Source organism: Nocardia sp. CA-290969 (assembly GCF_050936135.1).
GTDB lineage: Bacteria > Actinomycetota > Actinomycetes > Mycobacteriales > Mycobacteriaceae > Nocardia.
In genome coordinates, this window is sequence record NZ_JBNJNJ010000001.1 from 744,436 (window position 1) to 761,501 (window position 17,066).

Below are 17,066 nucleotides of genomic sequence, written 5' to 3' on the forward strand. Positions count from 1 at the left end.
GTTCCCGACCCGGTTCGACAGCGAGAGGACGGCTCGTCGATGCCTTCGCCGAATTTCCACCCCGACCTGCGCCGGGCCCGGTTGCTGCCCCGTTCGGTCGTGCATCCGCGCACCCTCGGACTCATCCGCCGCATCACGAGCCGTACGGGGGCGGCCCAGCCGGTCGGCGGGACTGTCGAGCGGGTCGACGAGGCGGTGACGGTCCGGGTGTTCCGCCCCGCCGCGGCACCCCAACCGGGACCGGCGTTGCTGTACATCCACGGCGGCGGCTATGTGATCGGCAATGCCGCGATGGGGGACCGGTTCTGCCGTCTGGTCGCCGATCGCCTGGGGGTTGTGGCGGCGTCGGTGGAATACCGGCTGGCGCCGGATCACCCCTTCCCGGTGCCGCTGGATGATTGTTACGCGGGTCTGCGCTGGCTGGCCGCACAATCCGAGGTCGACCCGGAACGGATCGCCATCGCCGGCGAAAGCGCGGGCGGTGGATTGGCCGCGGCGCTGGCACTACTGGCCCGCGACCGTGGCGAGATCCGGCCGGTGTTCCAGCTGCTGTCCTACCCCATGCTCGACGACCGCACCTCCGCCGCCGAAATCGATCCGCGCCGGATGCGCATGTGGAGCGCCCGGAGCAACCGGTTCGGCTGGTCCTCCTATCTGGGTCCGGCGGCCGACGGTGACGTTCCGCCGCTCGCCGCACCCGCGCGATACGAAGATCTTTCCGGCCTCCCGCCCGCCTGGATCGGGGTCGGCACCCACGACCTCTTCCACGCCGAGGACCTCGCCTACGCCGATCGTTTGCGCGCCGCGGGCGTGCCCTGCGAGGTGCACGAGGTCGACGGCGCGTACCACGGTTTCGACCTCGTCGAGGGCGGTACGGGGGTCGGCCGCGCCTTCCTGCAAGCGCGGCTCACCGCGCTGACGGCGGCGCTGGGCGAGGGAGAGCGCGTCTCGTAACGTCCGGTCGCATCCGGTTGGACGATTCGCGGCCACGGTCGGCGCGGACGTGGTCGCGTGCCCCTGGGTACACCGCGACCCTGCTCGGCACACCGCGGGCGGGCATACCGGGCCGGTGCCCGCCGCGTCGCGTCGGCGCGGGGGCGGCCGACGGGTCCGCACGGTCCTCGGTGGCCGGGGCAGTAGGGTGGAGCCGCCCATTGTCGACAGGAGTGCGCAGGTGTTCGCGGGATCCGTCACCACTCGCCGGCGCCTGGGCCAGTCTCCGGCCCGGGGGCTCGGCCACGGAGCCGAGAACTTTGAGTAGCGCGCGTACCAGGCACAGCTACGCGGGCCGGTCGGTCGCCGAGCGCCGGGCCGAACGTCGCGCGCTGTTCGTCGAAGCCGGGTTGACGGTATTCGCCGAGCGGTCCTATGCGGCGAGTTCGATCTCCGATGTGTGCGCGGCCGCGGGGCTTTCGCGCCGGCAGTTCTACGAGCAGTACTCGGGGCGCGAGGAACTCCTCGTCGATGTGTACGACCACGTCCAGCGGCAGGCGCGGGCGGCGTTCCGGGAAGGGCTGACGGACTCGGGCAGTAGCGATCCCCGGGCGCTGATCGAGGCGGGGCTGCGTGCCTACGTACAGTCGATCACCTCCGATATGCGCTGTGTACAGGTGGCATTCGTGGAGATCGTGGGGGTCAGCGAAGCGGTCGAGGCCCATCGGGTGCGCGTGCGGGAGGGCTGGGGTGAGGTGGTCGCGGCGGCCGCGGCCGCGGTGCCGGAGGTGCGTACCCCGCCGGGTGGCTGGGAACTGGCGATGGCCGCGTTCATCGGCTCGGTCAACGGCGCGGTGCACCATTGGAGCCGGAGCCGGCCGCGTCCCCCGGTCGACGAACTGCTGGCCGTGCTCTCCGCTCTGCTGATGGCGCTCGTGCTACCGGATTCCGCCACTCGCTGATTGTGCTTCCCGATCCGCCCGTGCCATACTCTGCGGCAAGTTTGAGACGCTGTCGTCTCAAAATGGCTGTGAGGATGTGGGTCGATGAAGACCGAACCCGGACGGATACGCCGGATCTGCACCCTGGTGCTCACCACTTTCGCGCTGACAGCGGCCCTGACCGGTCCCGCCGGTCCGGCCCTGGCCGGGCCGCCGCCCGCGATGCTCGAGCCCGCCGGAGTGGTACCGCTACCACCGGAACTCGATCCGGGCTTCTACCATCCGCCGGTCGAGGTGGTCGCCGCCCGGGCGCCGGGCGAGATCATCGCGGTACGCCCGGTGCGGGTCGCCAATTTCGGGCTCATTCCGCTCAATGTCGACGCCTGGCAGGTGTCCTACCGGTCGAACAACAGCCGGGACGAGGCCATCCCCGCCGTGGCGACCCTGCTGAAACCCCGCGGCACCGCCGCGGCGCCGCGGCCGCTGCTGTCGGTGCAGATCGCCGAGGATTCCACCGCCGGGTACTGCACCCCGTCGTATGCGCTACAGCATCTGTCGGCCGCACCGCTGCTCGGCCAGATCGTCGCGCCCGCCGAATTCGTCTTCGCGCAGGCCGCGCTGCAACAGGGCTGGGCGGTGGTGATCCCCGACCATCAGGGCCCGGACTCGGCCTACGCCGCCGGACCGCTGGCCGGGCGCATAACCCTCGACGGGATCCGGGCGGCCACCTCGTTCGCACCACTGGAGGCCGGTGATACGGCGCCGGTGGGAATGTACGGCTACTCCGGCGGTTCCATCGCGACCGGTCATGCCGCGGAACTGCACGCCTCCTACGCACCGGAACTGAATATCGTCGCCTCCGCGATGGGCGGGGTCGGTGCGGACCTCGGTGCGGCACTGGAGATGTCGAACAATCAGGCGACTTCCGGCCTGGTCTTCGCGGCTGTCATGGGCCTGGCGCGCGAATATCCGGAGTTCGCCGGGTTCCTCGACCGCAACCTGGACGCGGTCGGCAAAACACTGATGACCCTCAAAGCGCCGCTGTGCGTGCAATACCAGAGCGCTCTGCTGCCTTTCCTGAACCTGAAAGGCATGATGCGCACCGCCGGGGACCCCATGCGCGACCCCGCCGTCACCGCGATGCTCGACGACACCCGCATGGGACAATCCGTACCCGGTATGCCCCTGTTCGTCTGGCATTCCGCATGGGATGAGATCCTGCCGCTGCATTCGACGAATGCCCTGGTGGACACCTACTGCCGCGACCCCGGCGCCCGCGTCCACTACACCCGCGACCACGCGAGCGAACATATCGCCGCCGAGGTGACCGGCGGACCCGCCGCCCTGCTGTGGTTGCGCGACCGGCTCACCGGCGTGCCCGCCGCACCGGGCTGCACCACCACGGATGTTCCCACCATGCTGGCCACGCCGGGCGAGTTGCCGTTCCTCGCCTCGGTATTCGGCGAAACCGTCGCCTCGTTCTTCGGTAAGCCGATCGGCGCCCGGTAGCGGCGAAGGCGGTGGTTCGGTGCGGCGGACCCCGCACCGAACCACCGCGGTCACGACCGGCGCGGCCGGGCGGACCCGTACTGCCGCAGGACCACCGGAACCGTGACGACCAGCGCGACCGTCAGCCAGGCCACCGAAGCCGCGACCGGTTCCCGCCGCGGCCAGGCCGCGTCATCGGGGACAGTGCCCGGTGCACCGAACAGTTCCCGCAGCGCGGCGGTGCCGGTGATCACCAGGATCACCGGCACCGCCGCGGCCGTGGTACGGCTCAGTAGCGGGCGGGGTCAGTAATAGTGCCGCCGGCCACCGACGGGGCGGCCCACCGATCCGGCGACCGCCAGGACCGCGCCGATGACGAGCAGGATGATGCCGAGGGTGGTGAGCAAACCGATACCGAGCAGGTAACCGGCGATGAGCAGGATGAGGCCTAGAACAATCATGACACTGACTTTCTGATCGGAGATTCGACGCCGGGACGACGCCGAGAACTACTTGGTGGTCGCAGCGCCCTTGCCCGGTTTGCGCAGAAATTTGCTCATCGACCAGGCCGGGGCAGCCGGACGGGCGGGCGCGGGCCGCTTCGCCGGACGTTCGGCCTCGGCGAGATCCCGCTGGGTGGCGGCGATCTCCTTACGCGATTGCCGTAGCTCACGCCGCGTCGCCAGACCTCGGCGGGTGGACCGCCAGGCCCCGGCGGAAACGAGACCGACCCCCAGCCCGCCGGCCACACCGACGATGATGCCGATGAGGAACAGTTCACCGGTGGTACCGGCGAAGTGGTAGTCGAAGACCGAGAAGTCGCTGGTCAGACGATTGGCGTCACTGGTATTGGCCGCGACACCGGCAACGCCGGCGGCAATCGCCGCGACGGCGATCACGAGCCCGAGAACTATGATCATGGCAATTCCCATGGTCGAGGGACACTGTGCTCCCGCTATTCCCGGTCACGCCGATGTCAAACGGTCGGAAGGCCGTGTATTCCGGTCGGTTTCATCGACAGTGCTGATCCCGGGGACATGCTGTCCTGCGTGACGGCACCGGGGCGGGGCGGGTGGCAGACTGCGGGTATGAGCACAGCCGAGTGGGCAAACGTCGACGAATACGTGGTGGACCAGCTGGTGCGCGATGCCGAGGCGAGCGCGACCCTGCGGGCGAACGCCGAGGCGGGGTTACCGTCCATCGACGTCTCCGAGGCGCAGGGCAAATTCCTGTATCTGCTGGCCCGGTCGACCGGGGCGCGGCGGGTGCTGGAGATCGGCACGCTGGGTGGGTTCAGCACCCTGTGGCTGGCCCGGGCGGTCGGGGAGCGGGGGAGCGTGACGACGCTCGAATTCGAACCGCGGCACGCGCAGGTGGCGCGGGAGAACCTGGACCGGGCCGGGGTGGGGAATGTGGTCGATATCCGGATCGGCGCGGCGATGGAATCGTTGCCCGTGCTCGCCGAGGAGAAACCGGATCCGTTCGACCTGATCTTCATCGACGCCGACAAGGTGAACAATTCGAACTACGTGCGGTGGGCGCTGCGGTTGAGCCGGCCCGGGGCGGTGATCGTGGTCGACAATGTGGTCCGCGGCGGGCGTCTGGTCGATGCGTCCTCCGACGATCCCGCGGTCCGGGCGAGCCGGGAACTCGTCGAACTCCTCGCCGCGGAACCGCGGCTGGACGCGACGGTTCTGCAGACGGTGGGCGCGAAGGGCTGGGACGGTTTCGCGTTCGCCGTGGTGAACTAGCGCGGACTCCGCTCCTGCTCCGGGAGCGCGTTCTCCTCGGCGCCGGGCGCGGCGGTGATGCGCCCGTCCTCGATCGCGCGGCGCAGGGTCGCGTGGTCGCGGGCGCTGCGGTCGGCGTAGTCCTCGGCGAAAGCCGCCATCGCCGAATCGAATTCGTCACCCGAACCCAGATAGCCGGCCAGGGCGAAGCGGTCGCCGCCACGGGCGTGCGCCTGGGCGAGGACCCGGGCGCACAAACGGCCGTACAGGGCCATCAGGTCCGGTGACATGGTGTCGATATCGGCGGACCCCTTGCCGTCGCGCAGCTGGCGGATGTAGAAATCGCGGGTCACGCCGTCGGCATCGGGCCCGCGATGCCAGCCGAGGAAGATATCGCTGGTCGCCTGCATGAGCCGCTGCCCGGTCACCACCCGTTCCGCTTGGTTCGGGTACTCGGGACCGTCGAGGTACCGGGCGAGTACCGAAGGTTGCGCCTCCTTGGCCTGCAGGAACAGCGGATCGTCGCCGGGGCCGCGCAGCAGGACGATCCAGCAGCGGGTGCCCACACTGCCCACGCCCACCACCTTGCGAGCCGCGTGCACGTAGCCGAACCGGTCGAGCAGGAAGCGGCGGTCGGGTTGCAGGGTGGCGCGGTAGTCGGACAGACGTTTGCGCATCGTCCGCTGCACCAGCTCGGCGTCGGTGGCCAGTTCCTCGACCGGCACGATCAGCGGCGGCATACTGACGATCCGCGGCCGCCCGTCGGCGCCGGTGACACACAGTTTCGACAGGGCGTGCGCACTGTCGCGACCCCACGCCTTGCCGATCGTCTTCTCGACTCGCTTACGTGTCGGGGAATCGAGGACCGCACGCAACTCGGCCATCTCGGTCTCCGCCTCGATATGCGCGTACCACACCGCGAGCTCACCGAGCCCGGCCTGGTAGGTGAGGGTTTCGCGGTATTCGGCGGCGCAGGCCCGCAGGATCCGGTGGCGGTGCTTGGTTTTGAAACCGTTGTCGCGCCCGGCGACCGCCAGGCTCGCCACCAGCCGCTTGACGTCCCATTCGAACGGGCCGGGATAGGTTTCGTCGAAGTCGTTGACATCGAACGCGAGCCGGCGCTCCGGGGTCGCGAACAGGCCGAAATTGCTCAGATGTGCGTCCCCGCACAGCTGAGTATGCAGGCCCGTATCGGGGGCGTGGGCCAGATCGTCGGCCATCACCAGCGCGGCACCGCGGAAGAACGCGAACCGGGAGGTCGCCATCCGGGCGTAGCGCACGGGGACCAAGTCCGGGAGCCGGGTCCCGGCCTGGGATTCGAGGAGCGCGAGGGGGTCGCGATCGTCCTCGGGGCCGAGGGCGGCGAGCGCGTCGAACGGAATCCGTTCGCGCTGCGGGGCTCCCTCCTCGATGCGCTGCGCGCGATCGGCGGGCGCGCCCTGGCCAGGCTCGGTAGCAGCCCTCGGGCCGGGCTCGGAAGCTGAATGCGGGCGCGCCATGGGCGAAGAGTATGGGTGGTGTGCCCCGCCCCGCGTCACCCGCCGCGGGTGATGCGGGACCCACGCCGGCCCGATCACACCCGCGGAACCGACCGAGCTGGCCGATCACGCACTGCTGCGGGCTGCCCGCGCGTTACCGATCGGTGCGGTGGCCGATGTCCCGGAACTGCTCGCCCCGGGCCGGCGAAGAACTGGCCGCGCAGCAACTGTTCCTGGAACGAGCCACCACCTCCGACCGACCTACTTCAGGGTGCGGTCGAACAGCTCCCGCAGCTCCCGGAAATGCCGCTCGGCCGCTTCTTCCTGATAAGCGGCGGTATCGGCCATGGTGTACCCGTGGAATGCGTCCGGGTAGACGGCCGTGCGGTAATCGACACCGGCGGACTTCAATGCCGTATCGAAGGCCGCGATCTGTTCGGGGGTGTTGGAGCCGTCGTTGTCGGCATGCCCGGCCAGCACGGCGGCCCGGACCCGGGGGACCTCGGTGTGCGGACTGCCGGGGTCGTCGGTGACGATCCCGCCGGTGTGGAACATCCCGATCGCCGCCACCTCGTCCGGGTGGTACGCGGCCAGGCGCAGCGCGATCCGACCGCCGAAACAGTAGCCGGTGGCGCCGACCGCGGTCCCGGTCACTCCGGGCAGCCCGTGCAGGGTTTCCAGCCAGACCGCGCCGTCGGCCCGCAGAACCTCGGGCGTGAGCCGGGCCATCCGCTCACCCACCCCGGAAGCGAAGAATGCGTCGCGGCTCGCCGGATCACGCAGGTCCACCGTGGGCGCGAGGTCCGCGGCCCGCCCATCCCGCCAGAACACATGCGGCGCCAGCACCACATAACCCCACGACGCGATCCGGTCCACCATCCGCTCGATCTGCGGGCGCAACCCGATCGCATCCTGGAAGAGCAGCACCCCGGGCCCGGACTCACCGGACACATAGCCCTCCGCACTGCCACCGGGAAGCGAAATCTCGATCATCGTCACGGTCGCCGACCCTACCGCGCGCCCCGCGAACCCCGTTCAGTCGTTCGGGTCGGTCATGGTCCGACGTGGCGTCAGCCGGCTCGGCAGCTGTGTATGCATTTCGGCGTCGGCGATCTCGACGTGTTCGGGAACCATTCGGTCGGCCGCCGGCGTGTGTGACCGGATTGCCGGAGGTCGCGTGTCCCGCCGCGGTTACCGGGCGTCGGTCGCCGATACTCGGCGGATGACCGGCACCCGCGAGGTTCCCGATACGGCGCCGACGCTCGATCGCCGCCGCCGCAACATCGTGTTCGTCACCATCGTGCTCGGCATGCTGATGGCGGCGCTGGATCAGACGATCGTGGCGACCACCCTGCCGACGATCGTCGCCGATCTCGGCAGCGCCGGGCATATGGCCTGGCTGGTCACCGCGTATATGCTCGCGGAGGCCGTATCGACGGTGCTGGCCGGCAAATTCGGCGACCTCTTCGGTCGTAAACCGGTGTTCCAGATCAGCGCGGTGGTCTTCATCCTGGGGTCGATACTCGCCGGGGTCGCCCAGGACATGCTGACCTTGATCATCGCCCGGGGGATCCAGGGCGTGGGTGCCGGTGGGCTGATGGTGACCGCGATGGCGTTGATCGCCGATGTCATTCCGTTGCGGCAGCGCGGGAAGTACCAGGGTGCGATGGGTGCGGTGTTCGGGGTCACCACCGTACTCGGGCCGACGCTGGGCGGCCTGTTCACCGATCACGCCAGCTGGCGGTGGTGTTTCTACATCAATGTTCCGGTTGCGGTGGTGATGATCGTGCTGGCCGCCCGGACGATCCCCACGGTGCGCCCGGCCGTGCGCCCGGTGATCGATTACCTCGGGATCGCGCTGGTCGCGCTCGGGGTGGCCGGATTGATCCTCGGACTCGAATGGGGCGGGTCCGAATACGCCTGGGGTTCGCCGATGATCATCGGCCTGTTCGCCGGTGCGGCTCTGCTGCTGGCGGCGTTCGTCCTGGTGGAGGCCAGGGCGCCCGAGCCGATGCTGCCCATGGAGCTCTTCCGCAACCGGGTGTTCACCGTGTGCTCGATTCTCAGTTTCATCGTGGGTTTCGCGATGCTCGGTGCCATGACCTATCTGCCCACGTATCTGCAGTACGTGGACGGTGTGTCGGCGACGGAGTCCGGGTTGCGCACCTTACCGATGGTGTTCGGCCTGCTGGTCACCTCGATCATCTCCGGCAATATCGTCTCGACCACCGGTCGCTACAAACCTTTCCCGATCGCCGGTGCGGCGGTGATGGCGCTGGGCCTGTACCTGATGTCGACCATGGGCCGCGATACCGGTATCTGGCTGGAATCGCTGTACATGCTGACCCTGGGCATGGGCATCGGCCTGTCCATGCAGGTGCTCACCATCGTCGTGCAGAACACCGTGCCCTACGCGCAGCTGGGTACCGCGACCTCCGGTGTGACGTTCTTCCGCACGGTGGGCAGCGCCGTCGGTACCGCGGTGTTCGGCACCCTCTACACGGGGAAACTCGATCCGGCCCTGGCCGCGGCGCTGGCCGAGACCGGAGTGCCCCCGGAGGCCGCGCAGAACCCGGCCGCCCTGCGGGCGTTGCCCGCCGACCTGGCGGCGCCGATCATCGAGGCCTACACGACCGCCATCGACACCGTGTTCCGGTGGGTGGTGCCGGTGGCGCTGGCCGGTTTCGTGGTGGCGTGGTTCCTGCGCGAGATACCACTGCGCGACAGCACCCGCGCCCGCGCCGCGGAACTGGGCGAGGGTTTCGCGATGCCGGATTCCGCCGACCGGGCCGACCAGCTGGAACATGCTGTCGCGCAGATATTGCGGCGCGACCAGCGGAAGGCGGCGGGCCTGCCCGGGCCTTCGCTGCTCGACCTCACCGGCGGCGAACTCTCCGAATCGGTGGCCTGGGCGATCGGGGCGGTCCATCTGCGCGACCGGGTGCGGGGCGGGGCGACCCTGACCGGTATCGCGGATGACCATATGGTCCCGGTGGGTGTACTCGAACCGGTTTACCGTGACACCGCGAACGCCGGATTCGTGGCGGTCGAAGGGGATTCGCTGCGCCTGACCGCGAGCGGGGAACGGCAGGCCCAGCGTTTCCGGCGGGTGTGGCGGGGCTGGCTGGACCGCCGGCTGGAGGACTGGACCTTCGACGATCCCGCCGACCGGGCCCTGCTCGAACAGGCGCTGGACAGAATGGCCGGCGACCTGCTGAACGAGCAGGCCGGTCGCCCCACCTTCGCCGATTCGACCGGACCGGGCAGGTAGCCGGGACGCTCAGGTGCCGGCCGTGCCGGACCGCGCGGGCGGCCTTCGGCCGAGCGGGGCGGGTTCGTACTCCACGCGCGGCGTCAGGGAGCGGGCTCGGTGACGATGGTCCGGTCGGTGACCGCTGCCAGCATCCGGCCCCAGTCGGGATAGGTCCGGACCTTCGCCAGGTGCAGTTCCTGGATCTTGTCGGCAATGCCGGGATCGGGATCGTCGGACAGCCGGACCGCGGAAAGACGCGACAGGTAAGGCAGGATCTGCGGATCGCCCGCCAGATGCACCGGGTCGTGCAGGTAGCGCTCGAGTGCCGCGAGGTCGGCGACCGCGGCGCAGTAGGCGTGGGTGAACCCGTCGCGCGGATCGCCGATATCGCGGCCCACGGTGCCGAAGGCGACCGATTCCACGCTCGCGGTACGGCGCATCAGATCCACGACGGCAGCCTGCTTCTCGGCAGGGACATCGTCGTGGAACCGGAAGCGCAATATGTTGACTATCACCGGAAAACCTCCATCAATTGAACCAGTGGGTTCAGATTAAGGTACCCGTCGGGAATGTCAACACGGTTCGTCTAACTGAACCAATGGGTTCAATTCGGGGTGAAGCTCGGGTATCCTTCGAGCGTGCGTGCGCGAACGGTGGAGAGCCCGGGCAGAGGGCGGATCGACAAGCGTGAGGCGATCCTCGACGCGGCCTTCTCCGTTTTCGCCCGGCGTGGCTACGAACAGGCCTGTGTGCGGGAGATCGCCGAGGAGGCCGGTGTCGCCAAACCCACCGTCTACAACCACCTGAGCGATAAAGAGGATTTGCTCCGGGTGACGCTGGAACGCGTCGCCGAGGAGGTCGGTGCCGAATGCCACGCCGTGATCGAGCGGCTGCGCGATCCGGGTGCCGACCTCGCTGCCGCGCTGGAGGATACGGCCCGGCGGCTCCTGCGGATCTGTGCCGGGGACCGTTCGCATGCCCTGCGCAGGCTCGCCATGGCGCAATCGAACCGCCTCCCCGACCTGGTCGCGTCGGTCCGGGACAGGACGGCCGGCCGCACCCTGGCCGCCCTGACCGACCGGTTCGGGCTTCTGGCCTTGTCCGGCCGGCTCCGCATCACCGATCCCGCCGTGGCGGCGGAACAGTTTCTCGCGCTGCTCACCGGACCGCTGGAGAACCGGTCGGCCCACGGGACGCGCAAGGTCGGCCAGGCGGAATTACGTGCTGTCGCCGCGGCCGCGACGCGCACCTTCCTGGCGGCCTACGGCGGTGACACCCCCGCCGGCTGACGGCACCGGCTTGGCCGGACAACACGCACTTCCGGCTGTGCGCGCGGGCCACGGGGTGGAACCGAAGACCATGCCGCGGTAACCCCGTGGACCGCTCACGCGCAGCGATCACGCGGGCCGGCCGGTGGCGTCGGCGTTGTGCGGGAACCGGTGGCGAACACTGGTCAGGATTTCGGCTACCTGTTCCGGGTGGGTGAGATGCGGGTAGTGGCCGGCTCCCTCGATCACGGTGATCGGCGCCGCGGCCGGTGTGGTGAGCGGGTCGCGTGAGCCGGCGACGATATGGACCGGCACCGTGACCTCCTCGAGCAGGCGGCCGGCTTCGGCGCGGCGCTCCGGCCGGCTCGCCGCGCGCAGCGCCTGGACGGTTCGCCGGGCCACGCCGGGGCGGCGCAGATTCGCGCTCGCGCTCTCGATCGCCGGGCCGGGCGGTACGCCGAGGGTGGCGGCGAGACGGTCCGGTCCGAGACGGCGCAGGATCGGGGCGGTGATCGGGAGGCGGGTGAGCCAGGAAGCGCGCGGTTGCAGGAAAGCCGGTGCGATCAAGACGATTCCGGCGATGCGGTCGGGGTGGGCGGCCGCGTAGCGCAGCACCGGGAGGCAGCCCAGGGAGTGTCCGACCAGGATCGGGCGGGTGGTGACCGCGGCCATCAGCTCATCGGGTGTGTAGCGGGTGGGGTCGGGGCCGGGAGCGGAACGGCCGAGCCCGGGGAGGTCGATGGTGTAGGAGGATCCGCCGGTCGCCGCGGTGACCGGGCGCCAGGCTTCGCTGTCGGTAGGAAGTCCGTGCAGGAGAACGAAATCCGGGGTCCGGTTGTCGCCGCTCACCCAACGGCCGTTGTCGAAGCCGGCGGTGGGATCCGCCGCGGTGGCGCCGAAACGGCTGCTCACCAGGTGGTCGGCCCAGGTGCGCAGGATGGTGTCGGCGGGCGGCATCGTGAGGCCTGCGGCGGAGGCCACGGCATCGGCGGCGGAGGTGTCGTAGCGGTCCTCGGCGAGGAAGGCCAGCCGCTCCTCGTCCACCCCGGTGAGCCGGCGGGGGAGCCGGGCGACCAGGCCCAGTGGGATCGTGAAACGTGGTGGGCGGACGTGCATATGCCGGGCGAGGGTGCCGATCAGTTCCGGGAGCGGCGGGCTCGCGGGGTCCAGCACGGTGTAGGAGCGGCCCGCGGTGTCCGGGTTGTCCGGGAGGGCGGCGAGGAACTCGGTGAAATAGTCGAGGTCGAGGGTCGGTAGCAGGGTGCGGGCGTTGCCGGGGAGCGCGGGGAGTTTGCCGGACCACAGGTCGCGGGCGAGTTCGGCGAGACCGATGTATTGGCCCGGGCCGACGACGGTGCTGGGGTTGGCGATCGTCAGCGGAATCCCCGCGGCCGCGGCCCGTTTCCGCAAGATCGCATCGGACTCGGATTTCGAGGCCTCGTAGGCGCCGACGTCGTAATCGTGTTCTGCGGAATCCGGGCCGGCGACCCGGTAGCCGCTGATATGGACGAGCCTACGCGGATCGGGGAGCTGCGCGGTCCAGTCCAGGATGTGCAGAGCGCCATCGATGTTCACGGCCCGGGCCAGGGCGGGATCGGCCCCGAAGGCGAACAGGGCGGCGCAGTTGTACACATCGCGGATGCCGGTGAGGCCGGCCCGGCCGACGTCGCCCAGTTCGGGGTCGGTGATATCGCAGTCGAGAACGATCAGCCGCCCGCGCTCGGCACCGCGCTCGTCGAGCCAGGAGGTGAGCCGGTCGCCGCTGCCGGGGCGTACGGCGGCGGCCACCGTGTGCCCGTTGTGCAGGAGGTGGGCGACAAGGGCGCGTCCGATGAACCCGGCGGCGCCGAAAACGAGGGAATCAGGGGTGGGCATGGCAGATTCCTAACTTGACTGGTCTACATATTTTGTGGCGTGCGAGAAGTGGGTTCTGATCCCGGCGGGTCAGAGTAGGGTCTGGGCGACCCGTGCCGCACGCTCGAGCGGTTCGCGCGTTCGGTGGGTCTGGGCGAGCAGGAGTGCGCCCTCGATGAGAGCCAGCAGGGATACCGCCAGATCCTGGGCATTGCGGTGGCCGGTGGCATGCAGGCTGATCCGCAAGGCCTCGGTCCAGCGTTCGTAGACCTCCGCGCAGGCGCGCCCGACGGTATCGTTCGTGCCCGAGACCTCCAGTGCGACGGTGGCTACCGGGCAGCCGCATTGCCAGCCGGAGGCTTCGAGCCGGTCACCGAGGAGGGTGAGCAGGCCGGTGACCGCGGTGGCGGGATCGGTGAGATCGGCCTCCGCGATCGCGGTATCGATCACGCCCGAGGTCTGCGTGATCGCGGCGGCGACGAGTTCGTCCTTCCCGCCGGGGAAATGGAAGTACAGCGAGCCGCGCGGAGTATTGCTGTCGGCGAGTATCTGGTTGAGTCCGGTGCCGAAGTAGCCGCGGCGTTCGATGGACGCGCGGGTCGCCTCGATCATTCGCTGCCTGGTTTCGGCTCCTTTGGCACCCATGCCTGAAAAGTAGACCGGTCTGCATAAAAAGTCAACAGATCGGCCGTCGTCATGGAACCGGGCGGCCGGGTCCGGGTCGCCGTTGTTCCCGATCAGCGGTGTCCGGCCTTGGTGACCGCGGTACCGGGACGCCCGTGTTCGATCCCCGAGTGGCGGCCGGTATGCGCGAATGCAGCGGCGAAACAGGATGTGGCCGTGGCCGGGTGCGGCGGCGGCCCGGTGCGGTCGGAGGCCGTTCGGGAACGGCGGCGGGACCGGTCGGTGACCGGTCCCGCGAGCGGTGGGGATATCAGGCGCCGAATCCCGGGAAGCGATCGGCGGGATCGATGATCGAGAAATGGGAGGCGTCGCCGGTGCGGATCCGGCTGGTGGAGTTGTCCACCGCCACCGGGACATCGCCGGCCAGGGTCACCCGGTGCACGCTGCGCTTGTGGTCGCCGTAATCGGCGATACCGTAGTGCTGGGTGGCGCGGTTGTCCCAGATCACCAGGTCGCCGGGGGTCCACGCCCAACGCAGGGTGTTCTCCAGGCGGGTGATCCGCTCCTGCAGCAGCTGGAAGATCGCCGTCGATTCCGAGGGCTTCAGGCCGATCAGATTCTTGACGAAATGACCCAGCAGCAGTGACTTCTCACCGGTCTCCGGATGCACACGGACCACCGGATGCTCGGTTTCGAAGACGATGCGGGTGAAGTTCTGCATCCGGTCCCTCAGCGCGGAGGCACGTTTCGGGTCGGCGTGGACGCCGGCGTAATCGTATTCGTTGCTGTGCACGGCCCACAGATTGTCGGCCAGCGCTTTGAGCGGCGCGGGCAACTGCTCGTAGGCGGCGACCGTGGAGGCCCAGGTGGTGGCGCCGCCGTAGGGCGGGATATCGACCGCACGCAGGATGGAAGCCTTCGGCGGGCGGTCGATGAAGGTGACATCGGTATGCCAGCTGTTGGCGGCGCCCTCGATCACCAGGGTCCGGTTGTCTTCCGAGGTCAGGGTCGGATGGGTGGTGGTCGGGGTGCCGAGGGTTTCGGCGAAACGGTACTGCTCGGCATCGTCGAGATGGTGCTGGCCGCGGAAGACGATCACCTTGTGGGCGGCAAGCGCGTAGCGGATCGCGTAGGCGGTCTCCCGGGAGATGTCCCCGCCGGCGTGGACGCCCTGGATGAGCGCACCGATGTTCTCACCGAGTTTGCTGACGGTGATCCCGCCGGCGGCATAGATATCCGCGGCGGTGACAGGGCGGGTTTCGGTGGTGGTCACGGTTTCTCCCGGTGGATCTAGGCGGCGGTGCGGTGATTCGGGCCCCGGCCGGATGACCGATGGGCGCCCTCGTCGGTATAGATGGAAAGTAATCGCGGCGTATTAATTTGCGAAGGCATGCGATCGGTATGCGTCCTTCCCTTTACAAAGCCTTCCGGCTCCGGTACGACGGCACCGAAAGATTCCGATCACCGCGCCGGGTCGTACCGATTCGCGGAAAACCGGCCTCGGAACGAACCCGGAACGAGCTGAACCACCGAATGACCGCCAAACGCAGCCGCTACCAGGCCGGCGAGGAAACCCGGGCACTGCTGATCGAAACGGCGGAACGGCTGTTCGCCCAGCGCGGGTACGAGGCCGTCACTCTCGCCGAGATCCGCGCTGCCGCAGGCCAACACAACGCCTCGGTGATCGGCTACTACTTCGGTTCCAAAGAGAATCTGCTGCGCGCGGTACTCGACCACCGCCTGCCGGTGATCAACGCCGAACGGGAGGCCCTGGTTCGCGAGCTGACCACCGACGGCCGGCTGCTGACCACCCGGGAGGCGCTGTGGGCGTTGGCGCTGCCGCTGGTCAGCAGTGTCCGCCGGGGGCATCATTACGCGGGTCTGCTCGACCGGCTGATGGGTTCGGAGATCCTCGACCGGGCCTTCCATTCGGCCGACCCGCGGGTCACGGCCAGTGGACTCGCCGTGGACCGGGCGCTGCGCGCGGCGGTCGCCGGGTTACCGGAAGCGGTTCGGCGCCAGCGCATCACCATGGTCTACGGGAGTATGCTGCGCACCTTGGCCGGCTTCGGCCGGTCCGGCAATATGCCGGACGAGGCGGGGCTGGCCGATCTCATCGATGCCTGCGACGGGTTGCTCCATGCCCCGTCCACCGGCCGGACGCTGCGAGCCGGCGCCGTTCCGGAAGAGTCCGGATAGCGGCGGTCAGTAGCGGGGACGGCTGGTTTTGTTGCGGTACATGGCGGTATCGGCCGCCTGCATCGCCTCATCGATCTCGGTCGGCGCCTCCTCGAGATACACCGTGCCGATACTCGCCCCGATGGTGATCGTCCGGCCCCGGATATCCATCGGTGCGGTGAGTGAACGGCGCAGAGCCACACTGAGCGTGGACAATTCGCCGGTTCCGGTACAGCGCTCGAGCACCGCGATGAATTCGTCACCGCCCAGGCGGGCCGCCAGTCCGCCCGCGGCCGTGACGGTCTGCCGCAGGCGGGCGCCGACGATGCGCAGCACCTCGTCGCCGACGGTGTGCCCCCAGTGATCGTTGACCGCTTTGAAACCGTCCAGATCCAGGTAGGCCACCCCGACCGGGGGTGACGCCGTGGCCAGGCGCTGGAAGAAATGGCCGCGGTTGGGCAGGCCGGTGAGTTCGTCGTGGTTGGCGTCGTACCAGAGGCGGTCGGCGAGTTCCCGGCGTTCGGTGACATCCACGGCGACGCCGATCAGGAAACGTACCTGCCCGCTGTGGTCGCGTACCGCCGACATCGACAGGTCGATCCCGGTCCGCGCGCCGTCGGGGCGGAGATGGTCGAGTTCGAGGCGGAACCGGTCGATACTGCCCGCCAGCAACTGTGTCATCCTGGCGTACGCCTCGCCGATATTGGCCTTACCCACCAGATCCGATACCGGGCGGCCGGGCATCTGACCGACCTCTAGACCGAGCATTTCCGCGAACGCGGCGTTCGCCTCCAGGACACGGCCGTGGGTGTCGACCGTCCCGATCCCCACCGAGGCACCCGCGAACACCGCCGCGAACCGGGCCTCGGAGAGTTCGCGCCGCCGCTCGGCCTCCTGCGCGGACGCCAGCGCCGCGGCGAGCATGGCCTCCTGCTCGGACAGCGATACCGAGCGCAGCGCCGCCGTGTAACCCGCGGCGAACTCGGCGGCGACCCGTATCGCCCGCTCGGACACCCCGCCGGGTTCACGGAACCGGCCGGTCGCGTGCACGTATTCGGCGAGCGCACCACAGATCAACGGGATCGTCCCCGCGACCACCCGAGGGTCGCGGTAGTTCGCCGCGACCAGCGCCTCGGCCGCACCGTGTGCTGCTTCGGGACCGGTGTTCCCGCGCAGGGCATCGAGAAGTAGTTCGACCTGGACTGTCAGCAGGTCCTCGATCCGGTCGCGGGTCAGGGTCGGGGCCACCGTGCCGTCGAGCGCGTCGGCCCAGCCGACCGCGAGCTCTCGTACCGTCACCGCACGCCCCATCGCCGGAC

General features: G+C 69.3%; 17 protein-coding genes. 7 read left to right on the forward strand and 10 right to left on the reverse strand.

Annotation, left to right across the window (positions count from 1 at the left end; translation table 11 throughout):
- The first annotated feature begins 39 nt into the window (after positions 1-39).
- From ACQEVO_RS03485 to ACQEVO_RS03495, 3 genes are all read left to right on the forward strand, one after another.
- A complete protein-coding gene (locus tag ACQEVO_RS03485) occupies positions 40-954 on the forward strand; it encodes an alpha/beta hydrolase (protein WP_432908816.1) in 915 nt (304 codons plus the stop codon).
- Between the two features lie 299 nt (positions 955-1,253).
- On the forward strand, positions 1,254-1,895 hold the full coding sequence (locus ACQEVO_RS03490) for a TetR/AcrR family transcriptional regulator (RefSeq protein ID WP_432908818.1): 642 nt from the start codon (positions 1,254-1,256) through the stop codon (positions 1,893-1,895).
- Between the two features lie 84 nt (positions 1,896-1,979).
- On the forward strand, positions 1,980-3,383 hold the full coding sequence (locus ACQEVO_RS03495; protein WP_432908820.1) for a lipase family protein: 1,404 nt from the start codon (positions 1,980-1,982) through the stop codon (positions 3,381-3,383).
- A gap of 50 nt (positions 3,384-3,433) precedes the next feature.
- Here the strand turns inward: ACQEVO_RS03495 and ACQEVO_RS03500 are convergent, their stop codons facing one another.
- Genes ACQEVO_RS03500 through ACQEVO_RS03510 form a run of 3 tightly spaced genes read right to left on the reverse strand, consistent with a single transcriptional unit; the run spans position 3,434 to position 4,282 of the window.
- Entirely contained in the window at positions 3,434-3,631 is a 198-nt protein-coding gene (locus ACQEVO_RS03500) for a hypothetical protein (protein WP_432908822.1), read from the reverse strand.
- Positions 3,632-3,667: 36 nt separating this feature from the next.
- The gene (locus tag ACQEVO_RS03505; RefSeq protein WP_432908824.1) at positions 3,668-3,823 is read right to left on the reverse strand and encodes a DUF6131 family protein; all 156 of its coding nucleotides are present in this window, start codon (positions 3,821-3,823) and stop codon (positions 3,668-3,670) included.
- Positions 3,824-3,871: 48 nt separating this feature from the next.
- Positions 3,872-4,282, reverse strand: coding sequence for a hypothetical protein (locus ACQEVO_RS03510; protein WP_432908826.1), 411 nt, complete (start codon positions 4,280-4,282; stop codon positions 3,872-3,874).
- A 168-nt stretch (positions 4,283-4,450) separates the two neighbouring features.
- Between ACQEVO_RS03510 and ACQEVO_RS03515 the strand changes: the two genes are divergently transcribed.
- Positions 4,451-5,113: an O-methyltransferase gene (locus ACQEVO_RS03515; protein WP_432908827.1), complete on the forward strand. Its 663-nt coding sequence runs from the start codon at positions 4,451-4,453 to the stop codon at positions 5,111-5,113.
- Here the strand turns inward: ACQEVO_RS03515 and ACQEVO_RS03520 are convergent.
- Both ACQEVO_RS03520 and ACQEVO_RS03525 read right to left on the reverse strand, forming a co-directional pair.
- Complete coding sequence (locus ACQEVO_RS03520) at positions 5,110-6,591, reverse strand: DUF2252 domain-containing protein (RefSeq protein ID WP_432908828.1); 1,482 nt, start codon at positions 6,589-6,591, stop codon at positions 5,110-5,112. The genes ACQEVO_RS03515 and ACQEVO_RS03520 overlap by 4 nt on opposite strands.
- Before the next feature lie 240 nt (positions 6,592-6,831).
- The gene (locus ACQEVO_RS03525) at positions 6,832-7,563 is read right to left on the reverse strand and encodes a dienelactone hydrolase family protein (RefSeq protein ID WP_432922306.1); all 732 of its coding nucleotides are present in this window, start codon (positions 7,561-7,563) and stop codon (positions 6,832-6,834) included.
- Between the two features lie 229 nt (positions 7,564-7,792).
- Between ACQEVO_RS03525 and ACQEVO_RS03530 the strand changes: the two genes are divergently transcribed.
- Positions 7,793-9,841 (forward strand): DHA2 family efflux MFS transporter permease subunit, encoded by a 2,049-nt coding sequence (locus tag ACQEVO_RS03530; RefSeq protein ID WP_432908830.1) that lies wholly within the window; start codon positions 7,793-7,795, stop codon positions 9,839-9,841.
- Positions 9,842-9,924: 83 nt separating this feature from the next.
- On the opposite strand, the gene ACQEVO_RS03535 is transcribed toward ACQEVO_RS03530, so the two are convergent.
- Positions 9,925-10,338 (reverse strand): Dabb family protein, encoded by a 414-nt coding sequence (locus ACQEVO_RS03535; protein WP_432908832.1) that lies wholly within the window; start codon positions 10,336-10,338, stop codon positions 9,925-9,927.
- Between the two features lie 123 nt (positions 10,339-10,461).
- Between ACQEVO_RS03535 and ACQEVO_RS03540 the strand changes: the two genes are divergently transcribed.
- On the forward strand, positions 10,462-11,112 hold the full coding sequence (locus ACQEVO_RS03540) for a TetR/AcrR family transcriptional regulator (protein ID WP_432908834.1): 651 nt from the start codon (positions 10,462-10,464) through the stop codon (positions 11,110-11,112).
- Between the two features lie 108 nt (positions 11,113-11,220).
- On the opposite strand, the gene ACQEVO_RS03545 is transcribed toward ACQEVO_RS03540, so the two are convergent.
- The 3 genes from ACQEVO_RS03545 to ACQEVO_RS03555 form a co-directional block, all read right to left on the reverse strand.
- A complete protein-coding gene (locus ACQEVO_RS03545; RefSeq protein WP_432908836.1) occupies positions 11,221-12,966 on the reverse strand; it encodes an alpha/beta fold hydrolase in 1,746 nt (581 codons plus the stop codon).
- Between the two features lie 69 nt (positions 12,967-13,035).
- Positions 13,036-13,590, reverse strand: a complete 555-nt coding sequence (locus ACQEVO_RS03550) for a TetR/AcrR family transcriptional regulator (RefSeq protein ID WP_432908837.1) — start codon at positions 13,588-13,590, stop codon at positions 13,036-13,038.
- Positions 13,591-13,879: 289 nt separating this feature from the next.
- Complete coding sequence (locus ACQEVO_RS03555; RefSeq protein ID WP_432908839.1) at positions 13,880-14,842, reverse strand: TauD/TfdA dioxygenase family protein; 963 nt, start codon at positions 14,840-14,842, stop codon at positions 13,880-13,882.
- 260 nt (positions 14,843-15,102) lie between these two features.
- On the opposite strand from ACQEVO_RS03555, the gene ACQEVO_RS03560 reads away from it, so the two are divergent.
- Entirely contained in the window at positions 15,103-15,768 is a 666-nt protein-coding gene (locus ACQEVO_RS03560; protein ID WP_432908840.1) for a TetR/AcrR family transcriptional regulator, read from the forward strand.
- Positions 15,769-15,774: 6 nt separating this feature from the next.
- On the opposite strand, the gene ACQEVO_RS03565 is transcribed toward ACQEVO_RS03560, so the two are convergent.
- The gene (locus tag ACQEVO_RS03565; protein ID WP_432908842.1) at positions 15,775-17,046 is read right to left on the reverse strand and encodes a diguanylate cyclase domain-containing protein; all 1,272 of its coding nucleotides are present in this window, start codon (positions 17,044-17,046) and stop codon (positions 15,775-15,777) included.
- Positions 17,047-17,066 lie beyond the last annotated feature (20 nt).

Bases quoted from the DNA above. Each gene is read 5' to 3' on its own strand.
- ACQEVO_RS03485 (WP_432908816.1), top strand. From the start codon at position 40: ATGCCTTCGCCGAATTTCCACCCCGACCTGCGCCGGGCCCGGTTGCTG.
- ACQEVO_RS03495 (WP_432908820.1), top strand. From the start codon at position 1,980: ATGAAGACCGAACCCGGACGGATACGCCGGATCTGCACCCTGGTGCTC.
- ACQEVO_RS03505 (WP_432908824.1), bottom strand. From the start codon at position 3,823: ATGATTGTTCTAGGCCTCATCCTGCTCATCGCCGGTTACCTGCTCGGT.
- ACQEVO_RS03510 (WP_432908826.1), bottom strand. From the start codon at position 4,282: ATGATCATAGTTCTCGGGCTCGTGATCGCCGTCGCGGCGATTGCCGCC.
- ACQEVO_RS03515 (WP_432908827.1), top strand. From the start codon at position 4,451: ATGAGCACAGCCGAGTGGGCAAACGTCGACGAATACGTGGTGGACCAG.
- ACQEVO_RS03520 (WP_432908828.1), bottom strand. From the start codon at position 6,591: ATGGCGCGCCCGCATTCAGCTTCCGAGCCCGGCCCGAGGGCTGCTACC.
- ACQEVO_RS03525 (WP_432922306.1), bottom strand. From the start codon at position 7,563: ATGATCGAGATTTCGCTTCCCGGTGGCAGTGCGGAGGGCTATGTGTCC.
- ACQEVO_RS03530 (WP_432908830.1), top strand. From the start codon at position 7,793: ATGACCGGCACCCGCGAGGTTCCCGATACGGCGCCGACGCTCGATCGC.
- ACQEVO_RS03545 (WP_432908836.1), bottom strand. From the start codon at position 12,966: ATGCCCACCCCTGATTCCCTCGTTTTCGGCGCCGCCGGGTTCATCGGA.
- ACQEVO_RS03550 (WP_432908837.1), bottom strand. From the start codon at position 13,590: ATGGGTGCCAAAGGAGCCGAAACCAGGCAGCGAATGATCGAGGCGACC.
- ACQEVO_RS03560 (WP_432908840.1), top strand. From the start codon at position 15,103: ATGACCGCCAAACGCAGCCGCTACCAGGCCGGCGAGGAAACCCGGGCA.